Genomic DNA, 21,751 nt, shown 5'->3' with positions numbered 1-21,751 from the left:
ATTTATTTCTCCAACTCTTCGAGCAGTTTTCCATAAGCTGCGACGCCTCTGGTTTTGGGATACGCCGCTGATATTGGTAATTGAACCAAACTCGCATCTCGAAAATGCGTGTCTACCGGAATAACACCATGCCAAACTCGTTCACCGTAGTCGTTCATCAATCGCTTTCGCGATGCTAAAGCGGCATTTGTTCTTTTATCGAACATGGTTGGAATAATGCACGTATCGAAGGATTTACCTAGGGAACGCCCCATTATTTCCATTGTGCGGATCATCCTATCCAACCCCTTTAGCGCTAAATATTCTGTTTGCGTGGGTACAATCACCTTATCGCATGCAGCCAGAGCATTCACCATTAGAACACCGAGTACGGGCGGGCAATCAATAATGGCAACGTCGAATTCATGATGGACCTTGGCGAGTGCTTTTTTCAGCACCAACCCCATACCCTGTTCGCTTCCCATGGTTCTATCGAGAGTGGCAAGGGCCATAGTTGCCGGTAAAACATAAAGATTATCTAGCTTTGTTGGGCACAAGCAATCCATTACGTTATCGGCAGTAAGACTACCGGACTTGATAAAAATATCGTAAACAGATTGACTTAGCGCCTCAGCATCTATGCCAAAATAATAACTGAGCGAAGAGTGGGGGTCGGTATCAATCAACAGTACCCGCTTTCCTTGCTGCGCTAGCAAGCCGCCCAAGCTTACCGTGGTGGTTGTTTTTCCTACTCCACCCTTTTGATTCGCGACTGTCCACACTTTCATGACAACAAACCCACTAGGCTATCCATTCACTACATCATTTCAGTAAGAATACAGCTGCTCATATCATCAACATTTATATTTTGAGTCGAGATATTTGCCACAGCAACCGCTTGGGGCATTCCGTACACCACGCAAGAGTCTTGATCTTGGGCCCAAATTGTAGCGCCCTTTTCTTTAAGCTTTCTGCAACCCTCTCGACCGTCTGCGCCCATTCCCGTTAAGATAATGCCTAAAACATCTCCAGAGAAAGCTCTCTCTAACGAACTGAATGTCAAATCGACACTAGGCTTGTAATTTACTTTATCTGCAATGCTTGCATCTACAATTGAAATCTTTTTCTGGGCGCCAACAGTCTCTATTAGCATTTGCTTACCGCCGGGCGCTAAATAAGCTTGACCGGGCATGAGAATGTCACCGTGCTCAGCCTCTTTTACGCTGATATCACAATTCGCGTCTAGGCGCTGGGCAAATGCTGTGGTAAAGGTTCCGGGCATGTGCTGAACCAACAGAATTGGATATGGGAAGTCTGCTGGTAAAGGCATAAGCACCTTCTGCAGCGCTACTGGACCGCCCGTTGAGGCACCAATAGCTAAACATTTATACCGCTTCCCTGTCGCCCTGACCGAAGAAACAGTTGGCTGCTTTGCCGCGTCTTTGTGCCCAGAAAGTAAACCTGACGTTTTAAAAAACGCCTGCTTAGGTGCGTTAGGCGGTAATCTACGAGTTTCCTGTGAGCGAAATGTTGGACGCTTTAACCCAATTCCTCTACGCGCAATGAGCCTCACTTTGGTACACAACAAACGTGTCGCATCTTTGCGGTCTTGCGATATATCTTCAAACTTTTTAGGAAGAAAATCGAGTGCACCGGCTTCAAGGGCATCAAGCGTTGCTTGTGCCCCATGATGTGTTAATGATGAAAACATGAGAATAGGAATAGGCTTTTTTTCCATAATCGCCTTTACAGCAGAGATACCATCCATAACGGGCATCTCAACATCCATTGTAATTACATCGGGAGCCAACGCGTCAATTTTATCTAGTGCGTCTCTACCATTTCTCGCTTCACCTACAACCTCTAACTCTCTGTCTTCGTCTAAAATTTCTCTCACTCGACGACGATAAAATGTAGAGTCGTCCACGACCAGGACTTTAAAGACCATGGATTACTGTTCCTATTGTTTGTAAGCCTTTGCTATTAAGATTTCTGTTAAGGCTTACGAGCATACCGTTTTAGAAGGCTCGGAATATCTAAAATAAGCGCAATACCGCCATCTGACGTAATTGTTGCGCCTGCCATACCAGGTGTTCCTTGCAATAACGCATCAAGCGGTTTAATGACTACCTCTTCTTGACCTATTAGCGCATCAACCACAAAACCCACTTGGCGAGTGCCCACCTGAACCACAACCACGTGGCCTTTTTCTCTATCTATTGATTTTTGGCCTCGAATCAGCCAATCGCCAAGGAAGAAGAGCGGTATAGCTTTTGAGCGAACAATCATGGTTAGCTGGCCATCAACTGTGTTGGTCTTTTTGATGTCCATATTAATAATTTCGCTTACTGAGCCCAGGGGCAAAGCGAAGGTTTGTTTACCCACGATGATCATAAGCGTTGGCAATATTGCCAGCGTCAGCGGTACTTTTATTTCTAAACGGGTACCTTTACCAAGCTGTGAGTCGATATTAACCGTACCGTTGAGTTGATTGATTTTGGTTTTCACCACATCCATACCAACGCCACGACCCGATATGTCACTTATCTCTGTCTTTGTAGAAAAACCTGGTGCGAAGATAAGGTTAAAAGCTTCCACATCTGACATACGTGCTGCCGCGTCTGCGTCTAGTACGCCGCGATTGATCGCAATCTCTTTTAGCTTCTCTGGGTCCATCCCCTTACCATCATCTTCGATAGTAAGCAGTATGTGGTCACCCTCTTGTGAAGCAGAAAGCTTAACCGTCCCCATTCGTGGTTTGCCAGCCGCAGCACGTTCATCCGGCATTTCAACGCCGTGATCCACGGAGTTTCTCACCAAGTGAACAAGTGGATCGGCCAATGCTTCTACCAGATTTTTATCTAAATCCGTTTCTTCACCTACAAGTTCTAGCGTAATTTCTTTTTTAAGGCTTCGCGCTAAATCTCGAACAACCCTAGGAAAACGACCGAATACTTTCTTGATAGGCTGCATTCGGGTTTTCATTACCGCACCTTGAAGGTCGCCGGTGACTACATCTAAGTTTGCTATCGCCTTAGACATACTTTCGTCGTTTGTATTGATGCCGAGGCTAATTAAGCGATTTCGCACTAATACCAGCTCGCCCACCATATTCATAATTTGATCGAGACGCTTAGTATCAACACGAACCGTCGTTTCAGCAGGTGGAGCAGAAGGTGCTTTCTTATCATCTTTTTTCGCAGCTTCACGGCTTGGCGCTTTTGGCTCTGCTTTGGCAGCAGCTGGTGCAGGTGTGCTCGCTGGAGTGGGTGACGCCTGCTTGGCCTTTTGAATCGCATCAGTCGCTGCTTTGTCCACAGCAGGCTCTGGTGCTTTCGCCGGTGCCGCTTCTGGTGCACTTGATGCTTGGTTTGTGGGGCCTTGTCCTGAACCATGAAGCTGATCTAAAAGAGCCTCAAACTCGTCATCGGTGATTTCATCGTCGCTTGATGAAGCATTTTGGGCTGGTGGTGCGGCTGGCGCTGCAGGTTCTTCTGCTGCGCTAAATTTGCCTTTGCCGTGAAGGTCGTCAAGGAGAGCTTCAAATTCGTCGTCGGTAATATCTTCTGCGTTGCTGTCTGAAGCTGAAGTACTGCCCGCGCTGGGAGTTGGTGCAGCTTCTTGCTTAGGCGAAGTACTCTTACCTGGCGCAGATGAGCCGTGTAGCTCATCGAGTAAAGCTTCAAACTCGTCTTCGGTGATTTCGTCAATTTCACCGTCGCCTTTTGAGGTATTGTCACTTGATGAAGATGGCGTCGCTTCAACCAACTCCAGTTCAGGCTCCGAACTGAAATCAGGTTCAGCAGCTTGTGGAGCGGGAGCATTATCAAAAATGTTCTCGTCTGGTGTTTCTGGGCGACTTAACTTGTGCAATTTGTCTACAAGCTGTGCATCAGCCGGCTCAAGCGGCTCCTGCGCTTTAACTTTCTCAAACATGTCAACAACGACATCAGTAGCCTGCAGAATAATATCCATTAGCTCTGGTGTCAGTGTGCGCTGTCCGTTTCTCATTACGTCAAAAACGTTTTCAGCGCCATGACAAATTTCAACAAGCTCAGTGAGGGACAAAAAGCCCGCACCGCCTTTTACCGTGTGATATCCGCGAAAAATTGCATTTAGCAAATTCGCATCTTCAGGATTGTTCTCAAGATCAACGAGCTGTTCTTGTAATTGTTCAAGTATCTCTCCGGCCTCAACCAAAAAGTCCTGTAGTATTTCCTCGTCAACATCAAACGACATGCGCCCGCTCCCCTAAAAACCTAAGCTAGACAGAAGATCATCAACATCATCTTGGCCAGATACAACATCATCGCGAGACTCAGCGTCAATAATTGGCCCTTCTGCTTGTACACCATCAACCTTATCGGCTTCGCTAGGTAATGGTTTAGTTTGTTCTAAACCGTCCCGCTCACCAAACATGGTGAGCATGTTAACTAAGCTTTCTTCGACTTCTTTTACTAAGTCGATAACACGGCGGATTACCTGACCGGTAAGGTCTTGATAACCTTGTGCCATCAGCACTTCTGTCAACAACTGCGTAAGTTTAGCTGACTGAGAAGCTCCCTCCTCTAGCAATTCGTCTAAATCTTTGCACAAGGCTTTGAATTCGCCCACTTCAATTTGCCTTGTCATGAGCTTTTTCCACTCTGGCATCACATTCTCTATACGAGATGAAAGCAACTCGGCAATTGGCATGCTGGCTTCAACGGCATCCATTGTAGTATTAGCAGCTTTTTCAGTTTCTTCAATAACGTAAGTTAGGCGGGTCTGTGCGTCAGGGATATCATCTGTGGCTAAGTTCTTGATGCGATCATCTATTTGAAAGTTGTTTAACGCGTCGTGAAGTTGACGGGTAAGCTTTCCAACCTCGGCAAAAAGCTCTACGTTTTCTTTCATCGACGCTGCTTCAAAGAGCGCATTGGCTGAAGCGTTATCCCCAGCTTCAAGATAAACAACAAGCTGTTTAGCTTCTTCTAGTGATAATGGAACGTTTGCATTCGTTGTCATCCAGTAAACCTCGTTTCTCTGGTGAGCGTCTGGATCAACCTAAACGTTCGAATATTTTATCTAACTTTTCTTTTAACGTAGCGGCTGTGAAAGGCTTAACTACGTAGCCATTAACCCCAGCTTGCGCTGCGGCAACAATCTGCTCTTTCTTCGCTTCCGCCGTTACCATCAGTACCGGCAGATGCTTAAGTTTATCGTCGGCACGAATTGCACGAAGCAAATCGATACCCTGCATACCCGGCATATTCCAGTCGGTCACAACAAAATCGAAATCACCCTGTTGTAGCATGGGTAACGCCGTACTTCCGTCGTCCGCTTCCTGGATGTTTGCGAAACCCAAATCTTTTAATAGGTTTTTAATGATACGTCTCATGGTAGAGAAATCGTCTACCACAAGAATCTTCATGCTCTTATCCAAAATAGCCTCCATTGAGGGGTTAATTGTTTTAATTTCTATTCTTCGTCAGCTCGCCACGACTTCATTCGTGATTTGAGTTTTAACATGGCCTGACTATGAATTTGACTCACTCTCGATTCACTTACATCAAGAACTTCACCAATTTCTCTAAGATTCAGTTCTTCATCATAGTACAAGGAAAGCACTATCGCTTCTCGTTCGGGTAAAGTAGTGATTGCTTGGGCCAATGATTTTTGAAACGCGCCTTGCATCAGGTCTTCAAGGGGAGCATCGCTTCCTCGACTTTGCTCGGTGGTGATGACGTCCTCAGAGACACCTAAATCTTCAATTCCAACTAACTTCCCTGCGTTTACCTCATTGAGCATCTGATGATAATCTTGCAAGCTAACGTTTAGTTTAGTGGCAATATCAACATCTCTTGCATCTCTGCCCGTTTCACTTTCAACCTGCGAAATCGCTTCTGTAATCGCCCGTCCATTTCGATGAACAGAGCGTGGAGTCCAATCTCCTTTGCGAATTTCATCTAGCATCGCGCCGCGGATACGAATGCCTGCGAAGGTCTCAAAACTCGCTCCCTTCGAACCGTCAAAATTCCGCGCAGCTTCTAAAAGGCCAATCATTCCAGACTGAATAAGATCGTCAACAAGCACACTTGCTGGCAATCTTGCCATTAAGTGGTGTGCTATGCGCTTTACTAGGGGCGCATGTCGCTCGACTAACTGCGACTTATCAGTTTGTTGTTGATAAGCGGCCGCCTTACTATTCAACGTTGATTCCCTACTGCTTTTTCTGCGATTAACTGCTCAATAAAAAATTCTAGGTGTCCGCCAGGCTGAGTCGGGATTGGCCAAGATGCCGCCCTATTTGCTAGCTGACTAATTGCTACTGATGCTGGTGAACCTGGGTAAGCATCGACAATAGCTGTTTGTTTTCTCACCGCACGACGAATATTTTCATCAAATGGTATGGTTGCCACTAATTCTAGCGCAACATCTAAGAAGCGCCCGGTAACTTTACTCAGCTTGCTGAAAAGCTCTTGGCCTTCGCGCACATCTCTAACCATATTGGCGACAACTTTAAACCGAAAAACACCGTGTTCGCGGTTAAGTAGTTTTATCAGCGCATAAGCATCGGTAAGTGATGTAGGCTCATCACACACCACTACCATGATGTCCTGAGAGGCTTTTGCAAAGCTTAGCACCATATCTGAAATACCGGCCGCGGTATCAACAAGCAATACGTCTATCGGCGAGCGTAGTTCGCTGAATGCACGAATAAGACCCGCGTGCTGTGTTGTAGACAACTCTGCCATCGACTGAGTGCCCGATGTAGCAGGCGCAATCTTTATACCGTGAGGCCCAGTGACAAGTACATCGTCTAAGGTGCATTCACCAGATAAAACGTGAGAAAGGTTTTTTTCAACGCGAAGCCCTAACATGACATCTACGTTGGCCAATCCTAAATCGGCATCGAGCACCATCACACGTTTGCCCTGCTTAGCCATAGCAATTGCCGTGTTAAGCGTGATATTTGTCTTACCAACGCCACCTTTACCTCCGGTGACGGCGATAACTTTGATTAACCGTGATTGCTTCATTTTTCTTAAGCTACTCGCTTGGTCGTCAATCATACTACTTATGCTGTTTTAATATCGTTGTTATTACTAGTATGATCCAAACCATATTTTTTATAAAGCTTTGCAGCAGCGGAAACTAAAGATTTCGCTTCTGCAATCTTAATGTCTTCCGGTACTTTTTGACCGTCGGTGACATAACTAACCGGTAACTGGTACTCAACTGCCGCGCTAAGCACTTCGCCTAAAGAATAGCACTCATCTAACTTAGTGAAAATACAACCACTTAGCTCGATGTCATCATAGGCCTTAATGATCCTCTGTAACGCAGGATATTGTGTATTTGCTTGCGCTACCAAATATTTTTTCACTGGCGGCATCTGACCATTGTCAAAATGCTTAATTTGTTTAATTAGTCGGCTATCTCGTTGACTAAAACCAGCCGTATCAATCAATACTAGTCGCTTATGGCGAAGTTGAAACAATAAATCTGCAAGTTCTTCACTCGACTGCGCTTTTCTCACCGTACAACCAATAATTTTACCGTAGGTTGCCAGCTGTTCAAATGCAGCAATTCTGTATGTGTCTATGGTAATCATAGCAACAGAGTCGGCGCCATACTTCTGCGCATAGCGTGCGGCCAGTTTCGCCACAGTAGTTGTTTTACCCGTTCCTGTTGGCCCGACTAATGCCACCGCACCTTGTGCAGTGAGTATATCGTTTCCTGTTACATTTATGCGATTAGCCAATAGGTTAAGAAGATAAACCCATGCGTCTCGTTCATTGTAATGCCCTGGAGTATAGCTGATTAACTGCTTAGATAATGCTTTGCTAAGCCCCATTTCAGTTAAACGAGCAATAAGATATTGATGGACGGGTTTTTGACGGCTCTGTTTTGCTTCCATTAAGTCTGCAACTTGGTGTTGAAGAACACCTCGTAAAGACGCGAGTTCTTCTTTTATTTGAGCGAGTTCTGCAGACTGAGTTGGCACATCATTTTCTATGCTTGAAGCCTGATGCGTGGGGAACGCATCGTCTTCATTCGTTTTTGAAGCATTAAATTCTCGGGCATTAGCGTCGCGGCTGTTAAAATAGCCATTTGCAGGTTGCTGCGCTTCCACTTCGTCAATAAACGCATCTGAGAAGTCGAGATGTGATGCAATATTATTGGCGTGCTGGGCATTTACTGAAGCCGGCTGGTTAACATTCGCTTCTGAATTTTTATTTAACGAGGCCGAGCCAAGGTGCGCAGACGAGTCACCTGGCGCTGCAGTTTGGTTATAAGGTGCTGCACCGCTATGCTGTTTTTCCAGTAATGCTTTTAAGCTGTCTGGGCCATCATCGCCAATGATTTCGCTCAAACTCGGTGTAGCACTTTTAGCTGCCCCTTTTGACGGCGTTTTGGATATGTTAAGCTTTGCTTCTGGCTCTTTGTCATAAGCGGCAACCAGTTCAATACCGTCTGCCACTTTGCGATTGGACATAATAACCGCGTCGCTACCTAACTCAGCCTTAACTTGGCTTAGCGCCTCGCGCATGTCTTTGCCAAAAAAACGTCTTATTTTCATTGCAACTTCTCCACTCGCCCCAGTGTCAGATTATTGACCGACCGAACTGACTATTTTTATTTGTTTGTCATCAGGTACTTCTTGATAGGAAAGAACATGTAACCCAACAACAGAATATTTTAAGAAGCGAGATAGCACCGGCCTTAGCATTCCAGAAGTAAGTAACACTGCGGGCTCTCCCTCTAGTTCTTGCTGCTGACTGGCTTGCTGCAAGGACTTTTGTAACTTGTCTGCAAGACCAGGTTCAATACCTGCACCATCTTCACCACCTGCTTGAAGTGACTGGTGCAACATCTGTTCCAACTCTGGCGCCAAGGTTATGACAGGTATCTCTTTGGCACCCTGCGTGATTTCCTGAACAATAAGCCGTTTAAGCGCAATACGTACCGCTGACACCAACACATCTGAGTCTTGGCTACGAGTGCCATATTCACTTAATGTTTGCACTATCGTACGCATGTCGCGAATAGGAACACCTTCAAACAGTAATGTTTGCAGTATTTTTACTACCGTGCTTAACGGCAATATATCGGGCACCAAACCTTCAACCAATTTAGGATGCTGCTTTGCTAACATGTCGAGTAGTTGTTGGGCCTCTTCGTGTCCAAGCAGTTGATAGGCATTATTGGTAAGTAGTTGACTTAAATGAGTAGCAACCACTGTGGCCGCGTCTACCACCGTGTACCCAAGAGTTTGAGCATGCTCACGTTTATTGGGCTTAATCCAAACGGCATCTAGGCCAAACGCCGGATCTTTTGTCGCTCTCCCCTCAAGCTTCCCAAAAACTTGGCCAGGGTTAATGGCGAGTTCTTCATCGTGACTTATCACCGAGTCTCCAATAGTCACTCCCAGCATAGCGATAGTGTAAGTATTGGGTTCTAAATCTAAATTATCGCGAATGTGTACTGGTGGGATAAGAAACCCGAGTTCTTGAGATAGTTTTTTACGTACGCCTTTAATGCGGGTTAACAGCTCACCACCCTGGGATTTATCAACTAGCGGAATCAGCCTATAACCCACCTCAAGCCCAATGGTGTCGACCTGCTGAACATCATCCCAGCCAAGTTCTTTGACTTCTGGTGCCACGGTTTCATCTCTAGAGAGTGTATCTGGCACCTGTGGTTCAGCAGCTTTCTTCTTGGCATTGTGGGTCTGAAGAAAGGCTACTCCAGCGGTAAGAGCAGAGAACCCTAAAAATGCAACATGGGGCATACCTGGAATAATACCCATCACAAATAAAACCCCTGACGCTATGTATAAAGCTTGATTGTTTCCAAGCTGCCCACGAATTTCCTTACCCATTTCTTGGGTTTCATTCTCGCGAGTAACTATAATTGCGGTTGCAACGGAGAGTAAAAGAGAGGGTATTTGTGCCACTAACCCATCACCGATGGTGAGCAACGTATAAATTTCAATGGCATCGCCAAACGAGAGATCGTATTGAATCATGCCAATAAATAATCCGCCCACGATATTGATGAGCATGATAAATAGACCGGCAACGGCGTCACCTTTTACAAATTTTGACGCACCGTCCATTGAGCCGTAAAAGTCTGCTTCTGCTGTTATCTCTTCTCGGCGCTCCCGCGCCTGGTCTTGGTCGATGTAACCCGCATTTAAGTCGGCATCTATTGCCATTTGCTTACCCGGCATGGCGTCAAGGGTAAAGCGAGCATTTACTTCAGATATACGCCCTGCACCAGCAGTAACAACCTTAAAGTTAATAATTAGCAAAATGGCAAATACAACGATACCCACGGCATAATTACCACCAATTACCACAGCACCAAAGGCCTCGATGACTTTACCCGCCGCATCACCACCCTCATGACCATACAATAAAACAACTCGCGTAGAGGCGACGTTTAGTGCCAGTCTTAAAACGGTTGCGATAAGCAAGACCAGAGGAAAAATACCAAAATCTACAGGCTTTTGTGTTAATACTGCTACAAGAATAATCACTAACGACAGTGCGATATTAAAACTAAACAGCACGTCGAGGAGAAAAGGCGGCATGGGGAGAATAACCATCCCCATAATAGCGAGTAAAACTACAGGTGCACCTAAGCCAGCGGTGAAATTTTGTAACTGATTCTTATCGAACCGCTGAAGATAACCGGATAACTGCATCGTTGGGTGTCTCTCTATCAGAAAATTGACGCTTAACGTTAATCTAATAGTTGCATTACAACTAACGTGCCAGCTTTAGTAATTTACTTATTGCTTAGAGAGAGCTTTTTGAAGAAAACGTGCCAGAGTAGTTTTTTAACCACTATTAAACAGAAGCTTATATCCAAAACATCTGGGCACAATGAAGGTTATAGCCTACAACTTTTAAGTTTAAGCGTTTCGTTATCGTCGGTATTCTGGTGGTATAAGAAGGTCCCGTTTTAACGGTTTAGGGCGTTTGCCCTTTCCGGCTCTGTGAGCTTTAAGCTGATAAACGTGGGCCAGTACTTGTGCCACAGCCATAAACAATGCGTTAGGCACTTCGTCGTCGACTTCTGTGGAATAGAAAATAGCGCGAGCTAGCATAGGTGAAGGAATAAGGGGTACGTCATTGGCCGTAGCAATTTTTCGAATATGCATGGCTAACTCGTCAGCACCTTTTGCTACAACCACCGGCGCTCTGTTTCCATTATCGTCATATTTTATCGCCACAGAGAAGTGGGTTGGGTTGGTCACCACCACATCAGCATTAGGTACTTCTTGCATCATTCTTTTGGTGGCAGCTTGATATTGCAAACGGCGAATACGACCTTTAACCATGGGGTCGCCTTCGGCGTTCTTGCGTTCGTCTTTCACCTCTTGCTTAGTCATTTTCATTTCTTCATTGTGCTTATACATCTGATAAGGAACATCAATAAGCGCAATGGGTATCATGCCGCACACAAGGAGAAGAAACGCCCACTTGAGCATATCTAGGGCGTGAAATATATTGCCTGGATAAAGCTCCATATCAAGGTGAAGAGCTTCGTCTTGAAAGAAGAGTAACGCCGCGATAGCCATACCAATAATGGTGATTACCTTTGCGATAGATTTTAATAGCTCTACCAGGCCGTTGGTTCCAAACATACGCGTGAAACCCTGAATTGGGCTCATTTTTGAACCTTTGGGTTTCGCGCCATCCCATGTAAAGTTATAGCCACCTAACGCAATAGACCCGTAAATTCCAGCGATCATAGCCACTATCATATAAAGCAGTACGGGGGCACTTATTGTGGTGAATGCTTCACCCCACGCTGCAAACATATGTGTGGTGTCGTATGTCTCATCACGAGAGAGAATAAACATGCGCTGGGTAAGAGAAAACACTGACTCAGCAATCCACCCACTGACAAACAAAAACATAACCGCGCTGACGATAAGAACTAACGTGGTAGACAATTCTCGGGATCGGGCAAGCTGCCCTTTTTTTCGGGCATCCTCAATTTTTTTCCCCGTGGGGTCTTCTGTTTTTTCAGCTGAATCTGCCATTTAACGTCTTCGCCTATTTTTGATGCTCTTCATAAACAGATAGTCTTCATTAACAAAAAGTATTCATGGGCAAATTCTCAATAATTCACACATATATTGTTGTGCTCGCATCCACTGGGTTTCAAAGTGCGCCGTAAAATTACTGAGTGTTATCCATATAATTAGCAGCCCCATAACCTGTGCAATAGAAAAACCAATACTGAAAATATTCAGTTGCGGCGCCGCCTTTGTCATTACGCCAAAGGCTAAATTAACCACGAGTAAAGATACGATAGGCGCTAAGGAGAGAGTAACCGCGGAAATAAACATCCAGCCGCCCCAGTGGGCAATTCCCTTAAACTGCTCTCCTGTCCACCAGGCTTCTCCAATAGGAAAGGCTTCAAAACTCATCACTATCATTTGAATCATAGACAAGTGACCGTCTAGCGTCCAAAACAGCAGCGTTGCTAAAATGAGATAGAACTGCCCAACCGCGGGTACATTTATACCGTTGACAGGATCGACAATTGACGCGAACCCTAAACCCGTTTGCATAGCAATTATCTGCCCTGCTAAAACAAAGGTATTCAGCACCATCATGGATATAAAGCCAATTGCTATTCCAATAAGCAACTGTTGAATTATGATAAGGAAAGTACCGAGGCTGACTAAATTATCGATAGGCGAAGGAGGTACTACAGGCATTATAATTAATGTGAGCATTATTCCTAATAGTGCTCTAACCTGAGGCGGGATAGACTTTGCACTTAAACCAATCATAGCAACAAACAGCCCGCTTATTCGCATGAATGGCAGGATCAAGTCGGCTAAAAACTGATTGATTGTGGCTAACTCAACTTCCACTAAAAACCTCGAATAACCATGGCAACAATATCGCTACCCAACAACTTGAGGGATCATTTCAACCATGTGAAACGTGAAATCCATCAGTTGCTGTACTAGCCAATTACCGCCCCAACTCAGCGCTAAAAGCGTGACCAATAAACGGGGTAAGAAACTCATGGTTTGCTCGTTGATAGAGGTAGCCGCTTGAAAAACCGCAACGACTAAGCCCACAACTAAGCTAGGTACGATAACCGCAGACACTAACATAATAACCATAAACATGGCTTCTTTGAGTATTTCGACAAAGACTTCTGGTGACATACGCTCCCCTAAACGCCCATACCGAAGCTAGTGGCTAAGGTACCAAAAATAAGATTCCATCCATCAACCAAAACAAAGAGCATTAGCTTAAATGGCAGCGACACTATCATAGGCGAAAGCATCATCATCCCCATTGCCATCAAAATAGAAGCGACTACCAGGTCAATAATCAAGAATGGAATAAACAGCATAAAGCCTATTTGAAAGGCAGTTTTAAGCTCACTAGTAACAAACGCGGGTATGAGAATTGTAAGCGGAACTTCATCAGTATCGGCATACTTACCCTCATCACCGGCAATTCGCACGAATGTTTCTAAGTCTTTCACTCTGGTTTGAGACAGCATAAAAGCCCGCATTGGTCCCTTGGCTTGCTCAAGGGCGTCTATACTTGGCATTTCCTCGTTCAAATAAGGTTGCAACGCTCGCTCATTAATTTCGTCGAACACTGGCGCCATAATGAACATAGAGAGAAACAAGCTTACCCCTATGAGAATTTGGTTGGAAGGAGACTGCTGTAAACCAATAGCTTGGCGAAGGATAGAAAGTACAACTATGATGCGTGTGAACGATGTCATCATCATGATAAATGCAGGGATTAGACTGAGCGCCGTCATGATAAACAACGCCTGCAATGTCATGGTGTAATCTTGGGTGCCATCTTCGTTAGTGGTTACGGTAACCGCCGATATCCCCTGTTGCGCCTGTACTGGCTCTGCAAACAAGACTAGTGAGCCAAGAGCAAGCAGTAAAAGAACGATATTACGCATTATTTGAGTCTTCCTTTTGCTTGTTATCATTAGTCTGTGGATTTAACTTTCCTGACATAGCCGCCACTAACTTTTGTTTAAAGGCGTCATGGCCGTTAGTTGTTGTGCCTTTAAGGGGAACCTCTAGATTTTTGTCTAGCTTGCTAAGGTGGGAAATATTGTGACTGGTTACACCAATGAGATGCTGTTCATCGCCTACCTGTATCACCATGATTTTTTCTTTAGTGCCCGCCACCATGCTCGCCACCACCTTCATGTGATTGCTTCCCATTGCAGTGACATTAAATCGACGCATAACGTAAGCAAGCGCGAAAATAACGCCAACCACCACCAACAAAGAGAGGAAAATTGACAGTACCGATGTGGGATTGGTAATAGATTGGGTAGTTTGTGCGCCAGCAATTTGGCTGATAAAAAGGGGCAGCATTGCGCAACCCCTTACTTTGTAAGAAGTTTTATCTGAGCTTCTTGATTCTCTCAATTTGACTAATAACATCCGTTAATCGAATACCGAACTTGTCGTTGACTACTACTACTTCACCATGAGCAATCAACGTGCCATTAACTAATACATCTAGTGGCTCACCGGCTACGCGATCCAGTTCCACCACAGAACCCTGGTTCAACTGTAGCAGATTTCGAATACTAATTTGACTACGGCCTACTTCCATGGAGATAGTAACCGGAATATCGAGAATAGTATCTAGCTTCTTTTTCTCTTCCTGGGTTATCGGCGCATCATCGGTCAGTTCATCTAGTTCGGCAACTTGAACATCATCGTTCTCACCTTCTTCTTGCTCTGCCTCAGCATCAGCCTGCTCAGCCATGGCCGCAGCCCAATCGTCCATACCGTCTTCACTCATGGGAACTCCCCTTACCTTACAGGTCTTCTTCGAGTACTTGTAGCTCAGCATCATTATCGATAATGCGCCCGCCACGGGTTAATAATTGCAGCTCAGACTTCACTGAAGTCGGCCTTGCGATTTTTTCTACAATCTTTAACGCTAAGTTGTCTCTTGAGCGACCAAGCTTAGCCCTAAAGGTGGGTAAATCTTCTATTAGCACTGTGATAGTTTCTGGCATTTCAACGGGAATAATATCGCCCGCCTTAAACTCCATAACTTCTCTTAGCGGAACGTCTACATCTAGCATGTGCGTGGTTAACGCCACCTTAACGTCCATGATTTCATCGCGAAGCGCTTTACTCCAGCGCAGGTCGGTGTCTTCTTTGTCGCTTTGTACACCCGCGTCGAGTAACTCGCGAATTGGCTCTAACATTGAGTATGGCAAGGACACATGGAAATCGCCACCGCCGCCGTCGAGCTCTATATGAAACGAGCTTATTACTACCACCTCTGTGGGGCTTACAATATTCGCCATAGCGGGGTTTACTTCCGAGTCTAAATACTCAAAAGAAACGTCCATTACAGGCGCCCATGCTTCTTTGTAATCTTCAAAGATAATTTTGAGAAGCATTTGAATAATACGACGCTCTGTGGGAGTAAATTCTCTACCTTCTATCTTTGCATGATAGCGACCGTCTCCCCCGAAGAAGTTATCAACGAGAATGAATACTAAACGCGCTTCCATTGTAATAAGGCCAGTGCCTTTTAAAGGACGAAAGCGCACCATATTCAGACTGGTTGGAACAAACAAGGTGTGAATGTATTCGCCGAATTTAATCATTTGAATGCCGTTAATAGACACTTCAGCAGAACGGCGCATCATGTTAAATAGACTAACGCGCATATGACGAGCGAACCGTTCATTAACGATTTCAAGGGTAGGCATACGCCCACGAACAATTCTATCCTGCGAGGAAAAATCGTACTCGAGCGTTGAGGCGTCAGAGTCAGCACCACCCGCACTAACCTCTTCTTCCTCTACATCGTCCACCCCGTGTAAAAGGGCGTCGATTTCATCTTGAGATAATAAATCGCTCACAGTGCTCTACCCATATTTGCATAAATTGCTGCGTAAATTATTGCATAAACTGCTGCATGAAAATTACACATGCAACTACTGCATTACAAAGCCAGTGAATAACACTCGCTCCACCACGTTGCTACCAATGTCATTTTCCTGAAGTGCCTTTTTAACCTCGGTGACCGCCAGCTCACGTAGCTCAATTTTGCCGGCTTCCGTTACTAAGTCATCTGCGTTAGACATACTAAAGGTTTGTAACAAGGTTCCCTCAATTAAAGGGATGTGTGTTTTTACTAGCTCTTCGTTGTCTGACCCACGCACGAGAAGCTGGACTTTAATTTGCACTAATCTATCTCGCCCGCTGCTGCCAGGTACATTAAATACAAAAGGCCTCGGCATAGCGACATACAATGCGGTTCCAATTTCAGCATTTGCGCCAGGTGTTGCAGGTGCTGATGCTGTCTCTGCAGCCTCAGGCAGTTGCTCTGCCGCAGGCTCATCGCCACCGGCAAAAAGGAAAAAGTAAGCACCTGCTCCACCGCCAACAAGTACAAGCGCGATAATGATGATAAGCATCATTTTACCTTTCTTCTTGCCGCCTTCTTCTACTTGTAATTCTTCATCAGCCATGTGTATCTCTTCTTAAATACGTTAAAACTTGTATTATCAAGCTTCATGTCAAAATCGCAATGCTGCCTTAGTCATATTTTGACATATTTTTGTTTTTTCACTTTTCAGTGATTGGTTGGCCAAAAAGTCTATATTTACCTAGGTGAAGCCTAGGCGTAAAAATCTATACCGCCTTTCGCTTCTCGAGTAACGGCCTGCTCTATTACATGTCCATTATCTAGCTCAGCGTCATTTTCTGAACGATGACTACCACTATTTCCGTTTTGCCCAGCAAGTTGCTGACCACTTTCGCTATTTGATGAGTTATCTTTTCTCACCTGCGCATCGCCTAATTCAATTCCTTGCTCAGACAGCATATCTCTAAGCTTAGGCATAGATTCAGCAAGCGCATCTTTAGCTTGTTGAGACTGTACAACAAAACTCACGCTGGCCGCTTCGCCCTGTACATTAACCCTCACCTGCATACTGCCTAATTCAGGCGGGTCGAGTCGAATTTCTGCCATCGTGTTTCTGGCATTCACCATCCAACGAATTTTTTCGCCTAGTTGCTGCTGCCCCTCTGGCTTATGAATATTGACAGCTTTATCGAACCCATCGAATTGCTGTTGAGATTTTGACGATTCTGAACGAATTTGGTTATTTTCATTAATGGCGGCATCTGCTTGCGTAAACTGCTGTTGAACCATTTGCTGAATACTATTTTGTGCATTGGTCATCAACTGCATAAACTGACCAGCCTGAGTCTCTACTCTTGCATTAAGGGCGCTTGACACTTCAGCAGACAGCGAAGCGTCTTTTGCTGCATCTGCAACAATGGCCGAGAGTTCAATGCCCGGCTGATGCCCCTGCTCTACCTGCTTTTGAAACTCGTTGATACCAGCAATTATGTTCGATTTCACAGCCTGCTGCTGTTGACTATTAGGCACGAGCGCAACCATACGTTCGGCAAGGGCTTCCGTTGCCTTCTGAGCACTTTCAGGGCTTAGCTTGCTGATAGCCATTAAAAGAGAATCGTCTTGTGTTTCGAGTGCTCCCATGTCAATTTGCTGACCTTCTAATGCTTTTTCAGTTGAAGGCTTCATACCTGATGCTGTGATATTTTCTCCATCAACGGCTGCAGATGATGAATTTATCTTTGCAGTAACACCGGTCAAATCGGCGGCAATAGCCTCTCCCTCATGAAGCTTGTCAAAATTAGCGCCATGTTGCACTGTTGCTTTTTCACCCGCGTTGGCTGCCGACAATGCTTGACTGAGTCTGTCATCCCCATTTTCTTTTAGAGCATCGTTTATTAAGCTTAGTAGAAGCTCGTTCTGCGTACTTTCTTCATCACTTAGGTCGGACAATGGCAGATTTTGTGCTTCTTCGCTTCCTTGTTCGAGGCTTGAGCGTTCATTGCCTTTCTGTTCAGCTAAGGACTCTGAATTCGTGAGTTGTGCTAGAAGTACACTGAGGTTATCTTCACTTTCATTACTCACTCCGCCTTTTGCTTCAGCACTCTCAACCTGTTTATTTAACAGGTTGCTTAGAGTGCTTAACTTGTCTGTGATCGCTGGATTGACTTTAACATTTTCATCTTCTAGAGATTTCAACTGGGTTATTAGATCAGATAAAACGTCAGTAATTTCGCTGTTATCCATTGCATTAAGCTCAGCGGGCATCTTTCCATTAGTTAGGGCCTCAAGTTCTCCAGCAGCTTTTCCTACTCCACCTTTGGTAATTCCCTCCACAAATGCAATCCAATCTGTTCCATCCACTACATCTTCCATTGGCATAACAATTGGAGAAACAGGCTCTCCGACTATTGGAGCACTCTTTTCTCTTTTGCCATCAGTACCTATCGAGAGCTCTTTTTCAGTTGTCTTTTTTATCGAAGGAGAATTTCCTTGCTGCGGCTTCAAATCATTACCCGACTTGCTAGCTTCATTGTTTTGTGAAATGACATCTTTCTCTTTATTGATGTCTTTTGTTTTAAATGAGGAGCTTTCTGCCTCAGTCACATTTTGAGAAGGAGCTTGGTCAACTTTATTTTGCTTGTCATCATTTCGCGGGAGATCCGTGTGATATCTATCACTATCTTTAACTCTGCGTTTGGCGTTTTCATTTAATACAAAATCACGGCCACCAGATTTTGCTTCTTGATAAAGGCTGCTAAATGCTTCGCTATTTTGTCCTTGCGAGTGACTATCTAAACCGTTACCCACGGCTTTCGCCGTAGATGTCGCCGAAAAGGGCAATGCGGCAATGTCTGTTTTATTTACGGCAACTTGTTGCATAATTCTCTACCGTCCTACACTTCCACCATTAAATGGGTGATAAATTTGTTGTATCGCTGTAATTATGCAAGGCAAACTTTAACCAACTGATTAGTAATACTTTTTAATCTATATTTATATTACTACTGTGTTTTTAGTATCTTTTTTGCATCTACAACGGTTTAAAAAGCGTGTCGCAATTTCTGAAAAACGCCGTCAAAACCAACCGCTTTGTTAAACGTCATTCAAAGACAGTGAGAACTTTGCAAAGGCCGCGCCAATTATTTAAAAAGAAGACTTGTTAGCGAGTACTAAATTTACATGAACTGCGGCATTTTAATGGGGAAGCACGGAATTAAGACGTGCTAAAAAGAGGAGCTTTTAGATCTTATGAAACGTTGCGTAGCGAACTCATCGAGCATGGCTTGTTCAGCTTTTGCCTCTTTTTTCTCTTTCGCTAAACGCTTTTTGTCGAGAAGAAGCGTAACGGCCTTAACCTTTTGTTGTTGTTTAAGCCACATTTGCTTGCGCTGATCTGCTGCCATCTTTGCTTGAGCAATGACTTGCATTTGTTGTTCGCACGCCTTGTCGAGCTTACCCACGAAAGAAAGGTGTTGTTGGTAATAAGTAGCTGTTACACCCGACTGTCCGGTTTGCTGAATACCTTTTATATAATCAACGCGATATTGCTCTAAACTCGCTAGCTTTTGTTTATGCTGATTCACGTTAAGCTGCGCCTGTTGATAAAAGCGCGACTCACGTTGTTCTTTCTCTTTTTCGAATTCAGCTAAACGTTCTAGTTGTTTAGACATTATCTAATCGCCTTTCAATGCTTGGTTCATATTCACTGGCCCTGCCCTAAGCCTTTTGCCAACGCAGCCATACCCTCTAAGCTTTCATCATAGGGTAGTACCTGTTTCATCCCCTGCTGTAGGAATGCATTAATGGCAGGCTCTGCTCTTATTGCAAGATCGATACGTGGATCTGACCCCTTTGCATATGCGCCAATAGATATAAGATCTTGGTTTTGCTTGTAATGAGAATATACCTGGCGAATTCGTCTAGCCATGAGCTGGTGTTCTTCACTGACCACTTGCGGCATTACTCGACTTATCGACGACTCAATATCAATAGCTGGGTAGTGGCCACTATCTGCCAAAGAACGAGAAAGCACTACGTGACCGTCCAGTATTGCGCGAGCAGCATCGGCAACCGGGTCTTGTAAATCGTCACCTTCTGTAAGCACTGTAAAAAAGGCGGTAATGGAACCCTGCTTTTCACTCCCGTTTCCCGCTCGCTCTACAAGAACTGGAAGGCGCGCAAACACTGATGGCGGGTAACCTCTCGTTGCAGGCGGCTCTCCTACCGCCAGCGCTATTTCCCGCTGAGCCATGGCATAACGAGTGAGAGAGTCGATAAGTAGCAACACTTTCAACCCTTTATCACGGAAGTACTCTGCTATTGTCATTGCGGTTTCGCATCCTTTTAAACGCATTAACGGCGACGTATCTGCCGGAGCGGCAACCACAACAGCACGCTTGCGCTCTTCTTCTGTAAGGATATCGTGAATAAACTCTTTTACTTCGCGACCACGTTCACCAACTAGCCCAACAACAACCACGTCGGCTTCACAGCCCCGTGTCATCATGCCTAAAAGAACACTTTTACCAACGCCACTGCCTGCAAATAGTCCCATCCGTTGGCCGACACCCACAGTATTAAGTGCATTTATCGCTCTTACACCAACATCCATAGCGGCATTGATTGGTCGTCTTATTAATGGATTCATTGGAGGTCGGGTGGTAGGTGCACGGTGCTCTGCTTCTATTTCTCCCAATCCATCAAGAGGCTGGCCATTCCCGTCAACCACGCGCCCTAATAGCGACATGCCAACAGGCAATCCACTCTGGCGATTTAGTGGCATAACCCTACTACCAGGCACAATGCCCCTTACAGCTTCAGTAGGCATTAAATAGGTAATATCTTCACCAAAACCAACTACCTCTGCTTCAATTTCGCCTTCAATCGTTTGTACTAAGCATTGACTGCCTACTGGAAGCTGACACCCTACGGCTTCTAATGTAAGGCCAATTCCACGCACTAGCTTTCCCGCTGCAACAATTGGCACCGTAGTGACTTGTTTGGTTAAAGATTCAAAATGCGTGTGCCAAGGGCTAGTCATCGTTTAGCCCTTGATTTAATAAAAAGCGCTCAATCACTTCACGACAACGCCGCTCCACAGAAACATCCACCGCATTTTGCGTAGTAACAATGTCGCAACCGCCACGTTCCATGTTAGGAGACGCTACCAAATTCCAACCTTTTTTTGTCATTTCTTCTTCAGAAAAATGCTCTTGAATAATCGATATGTCATCTGGATTCAGGTGTATCTGGTATTCGTTTTGATTAATAGGAAGCGCTTTAATGCCTTCGCTCAGTGCCTGAACAATGACGTCATTATTGGTACTTATTTCAGTTTTGATAACGGCTTTAGCAAGCGTGACTGCTAACTTTACCAGTTGATCGCGAGTATCGTCGTTAGCCTGAGACAGCGGATCGTGAAGTTTTTCCACCAACATTTGCCACTGCTCGGTCTGCTTCGCGATTTGAGACTGTCCTTCTTCTAAGCCCTTTGCAAGACCCTCTTCATGTCCTTTTTCGCGCCCCTCTTCAAGCCCTTCTTCTAACCCTTGAGCTTTACCCTCTTCATAACCTGTTGCTTTGCCTTCGCTGTGTCCTTCGTCAAAGGCCGCTTGTCGAATGGCTTCTATTTCGTCAGCGGTAGGAGGAGAAATTTCTTCAACTTCTTCAGGCGGTTCATATTTCCAATCAGAACGCCGGTTTAGTGCGTTGGTGGTCGCATCTTTTTTTCGAGCGTTTGCATCTTCAACAAAAGGTAAGTCCCATGTTTTAGCATCGTTTGCTTCGCTTTCACTGAAACTTTTGTTTGTAGACATTACTGTTCTCAAATTTAAAAATATTAGGCGTAGGCTTTAAAGTTAAGT

General features: G+C 45.0%; 21 protein-coding genes. All 21 read right to left on the bottom strand.

Features of this window, described 5'->3' with window-relative positions:
• Positions 1-2: 2 nt before the first annotated feature.
• The 21 genes from CW735_RS05210 to fliH all read right to left on the bottom strand — a co-directional run bounded on the left by CW735_RS05210 (position 3) and on the right by fliH (position 21,703).
• The gene (locus CW735_RS05210) at positions 3-767 is read right to left on the bottom strand and encodes a ParA family protein (protein WP_071979642.1); all 765 of its coding nucleotides are present in this window, start codon (positions 765-767) and stop codon (positions 3-5) included.
• Positions 768-796: 29 nt separating this feature from the next.
• Positions 797-1,927 carry a protein-glutamate methylesterase/protein-glutamine glutaminase gene (locus CW735_RS05205; RefSeq protein WP_071979643.1) on the bottom strand — a complete coding sequence of 377 codons (1,131 nt, stop codon included), beginning with the start codon at positions 1,925-1,927 and terminating at the stop codon, positions 797-799.
• A gap of 47 nt (positions 1,928-1,974) precedes the next feature.
• Positions 1,975-4,218, bottom strand: coding sequence for a chemotaxis protein CheA (locus CW735_RS05200; RefSeq protein ID WP_071979644.1), 2,244 nt, complete (start codon positions 4,216-4,218; stop codon positions 1,975-1,977).
• Positions 4,219-4,230: 12 nt separating this feature from the next.
• Positions 4,231-4,986, bottom strand: a complete 756-nt coding sequence (locus CW735_RS05195; RefSeq protein ID WP_071979645.1) for a protein phosphatase CheZ — start codon at positions 4,984-4,986, stop codon at positions 4,231-4,233.
• A gap of 34 nt (positions 4,987-5,020) precedes the next feature.
• Positions 5,021-5,404 carry a chemotaxis response regulator CheY gene (gene cheY, locus CW735_RS05190; protein ID WP_025254383.1) on the bottom strand — a complete coding sequence of 128 codons (384 nt, stop codon included), beginning with the start codon at positions 5,402-5,404 and terminating at the stop codon, positions 5,021-5,023.
• Between the two features lie 35 nt (positions 5,405-5,439).
• Positions 5,440-6,171 (bottom strand): RNA polymerase sigma factor FliA, encoded by a 732-nt coding sequence (locus CW735_RS05185; RefSeq protein WP_071979646.1) that lies wholly within the window; start codon positions 6,169-6,171, stop codon positions 5,440-5,442.
• Positions 6,168-7,034: a MinD/ParA family protein gene (locus tag CW735_RS05180; protein ID WP_071979647.1), complete on the bottom strand. Its 867-nt coding sequence runs from the start codon at positions 7,032-7,034 to the stop codon at positions 6,168-6,170. Before CW735_RS05180 ends, CW735_RS05185 begins: the two co-directional genes overlap by 4 nt.
• A gap of 5 nt (positions 7,035-7,039) precedes the next feature.
• Positions 7,040-8,545 carry a flagellar biosynthesis protein FlhF gene (gene flhF / locus CW735_RS05175; protein ID WP_071979648.1) on the bottom strand — a complete coding sequence of 502 codons (1,506 nt, stop codon included), beginning with the start codon at positions 8,543-8,545 and terminating at the stop codon, positions 7,040-7,042.
• 30 nt (positions 8,546-8,575) lie between these two features.
• Complete coding sequence (gene flhA, locus CW735_RS05170; RefSeq protein WP_071979649.1) at positions 8,576-10,675, bottom strand: flagellar biosynthesis protein FlhA; 2,100 nt, start codon at positions 10,673-10,675, stop codon at positions 8,576-8,578.
• A 222-nt stretch (positions 10,676-10,897) separates the two neighbouring features.
• Positions 10,898-12,022: a flagellar biosynthesis protein FlhB gene (flhB, locus tag CW735_RS05165; RefSeq protein WP_071979650.1), complete on the bottom strand. Its 1,125-nt coding sequence runs from the start codon at positions 12,020-12,022 to the stop codon at positions 10,898-10,900.
• A 63-nt stretch (positions 12,023-12,085) separates the two neighbouring features.
• Entirely contained in the window at positions 12,086-12,865 is a 780-nt protein-coding gene (gene fliR / locus CW735_RS05160; RefSeq protein WP_071979651.1) for a flagellar biosynthetic protein FliR, read from the bottom strand.
• 33 nt (positions 12,866-12,898) lie between these two features.
• Positions 12,899-13,168: a flagellar biosynthesis protein FliQ gene (fliQ, locus tag CW735_RS05155; RefSeq protein WP_071979652.1), complete on the bottom strand. Its 270-nt coding sequence runs from the start codon at positions 13,166-13,168 to the stop codon at positions 12,899-12,901.
• A gap of 8 nt (positions 13,169-13,176) precedes the next feature.
• Positions 13,177-13,935: a flagellar type III secretion system pore protein FliP gene (gene fliP / locus CW735_RS05150; protein ID WP_071979653.1), complete on the bottom strand. Its 759-nt coding sequence runs from the start codon at positions 13,933-13,935 to the stop codon at positions 13,177-13,179.
• Positions 13,928-14,362 (bottom strand): flagellar biosynthetic protein FliO, encoded by a 435-nt coding sequence (gene fliO, locus CW735_RS05145; protein WP_071979654.1) that lies wholly within the window; start codon positions 14,360-14,362, stop codon positions 13,928-13,930. The genes fliP and fliO overlap by 8 nt, the downstream gene beginning before the upstream one ends.
• Before the next feature lie 28 nt (positions 14,363-14,390).
• Positions 14,391-14,798: a flagellar motor switch protein FliN gene (gene fliN, locus CW735_RS05140; RefSeq protein ID WP_071979655.1), complete on the bottom strand. Its 408-nt coding sequence runs from the start codon at positions 14,796-14,798 to the stop codon at positions 14,391-14,393.
• A gap of 16 nt (positions 14,799-14,814) precedes the next feature.
• Positions 14,815-15,879, bottom strand: coding sequence for a flagellar motor switch protein FliM (fliM, locus tag CW735_RS05135; protein ID WP_071979656.1), 1,065 nt, complete (start codon positions 15,877-15,879; stop codon positions 14,815-14,817).
• 75 nt (positions 15,880-15,954) lie between these two features.
• Positions 15,955-16,491, bottom strand: coding sequence for a flagellar basal body-associated protein FliL (gene fliL / locus CW735_RS05130; RefSeq protein ID WP_071979657.1), 537 nt, complete (start codon positions 16,489-16,491; stop codon positions 15,955-15,957).
• A gap of 149 nt (positions 16,492-16,640) precedes the next feature.
• Positions 16,641-18,767 (bottom strand): flagellar hook-length control protein FliK, encoded by a 2,127-nt coding sequence (locus CW735_RS05125; protein ID WP_100971222.1) that lies wholly within the window; start codon positions 18,765-18,767, stop codon positions 16,641-16,643.
• Between the two features lie 344 nt (positions 18,768-19,111).
• Positions 19,112-19,558 carry a flagellar export protein FliJ gene (fliJ, locus tag CW735_RS05120; protein ID WP_071979659.1) on the bottom strand — a complete coding sequence of 149 codons (447 nt, stop codon included), beginning with the start codon at positions 19,556-19,558 and terminating at the stop codon, positions 19,112-19,114.
• A gap of 32 nt (positions 19,559-19,590) precedes the next feature.
• The gene (gene fliI / locus CW735_RS05115) at positions 19,591-20,928 is read right to left on the bottom strand and encodes a flagellar protein export ATPase FliI (RefSeq protein WP_100971220.1); all 1,338 of its coding nucleotides are present in this window, start codon (positions 20,926-20,928) and stop codon (positions 19,591-19,593) included.
• A complete protein-coding gene (gene fliH, locus CW735_RS05110) occupies positions 20,921-21,703 on the bottom strand; it encodes a flagellar assembly protein FliH (protein ID WP_071979661.1) in 783 nt (260 codons plus the stop codon). Before fliH ends, fliI begins: the two co-directional genes overlap by 8 nt.
• Positions 21,704-21,751 lie beyond the last annotated feature (48 nt).

This window comes from Alteromonas sp. MB-3u-76 (assembly GCF_002831605.1).
GTDB lineage: Bacteria > Pseudomonadota > Gammaproteobacteria > Enterobacterales > Alteromonadaceae > Alteromonas > Alteromonas hispanica.
This window is presented reverse-complemented; position numbering and strand designations above follow the sequence as displayed.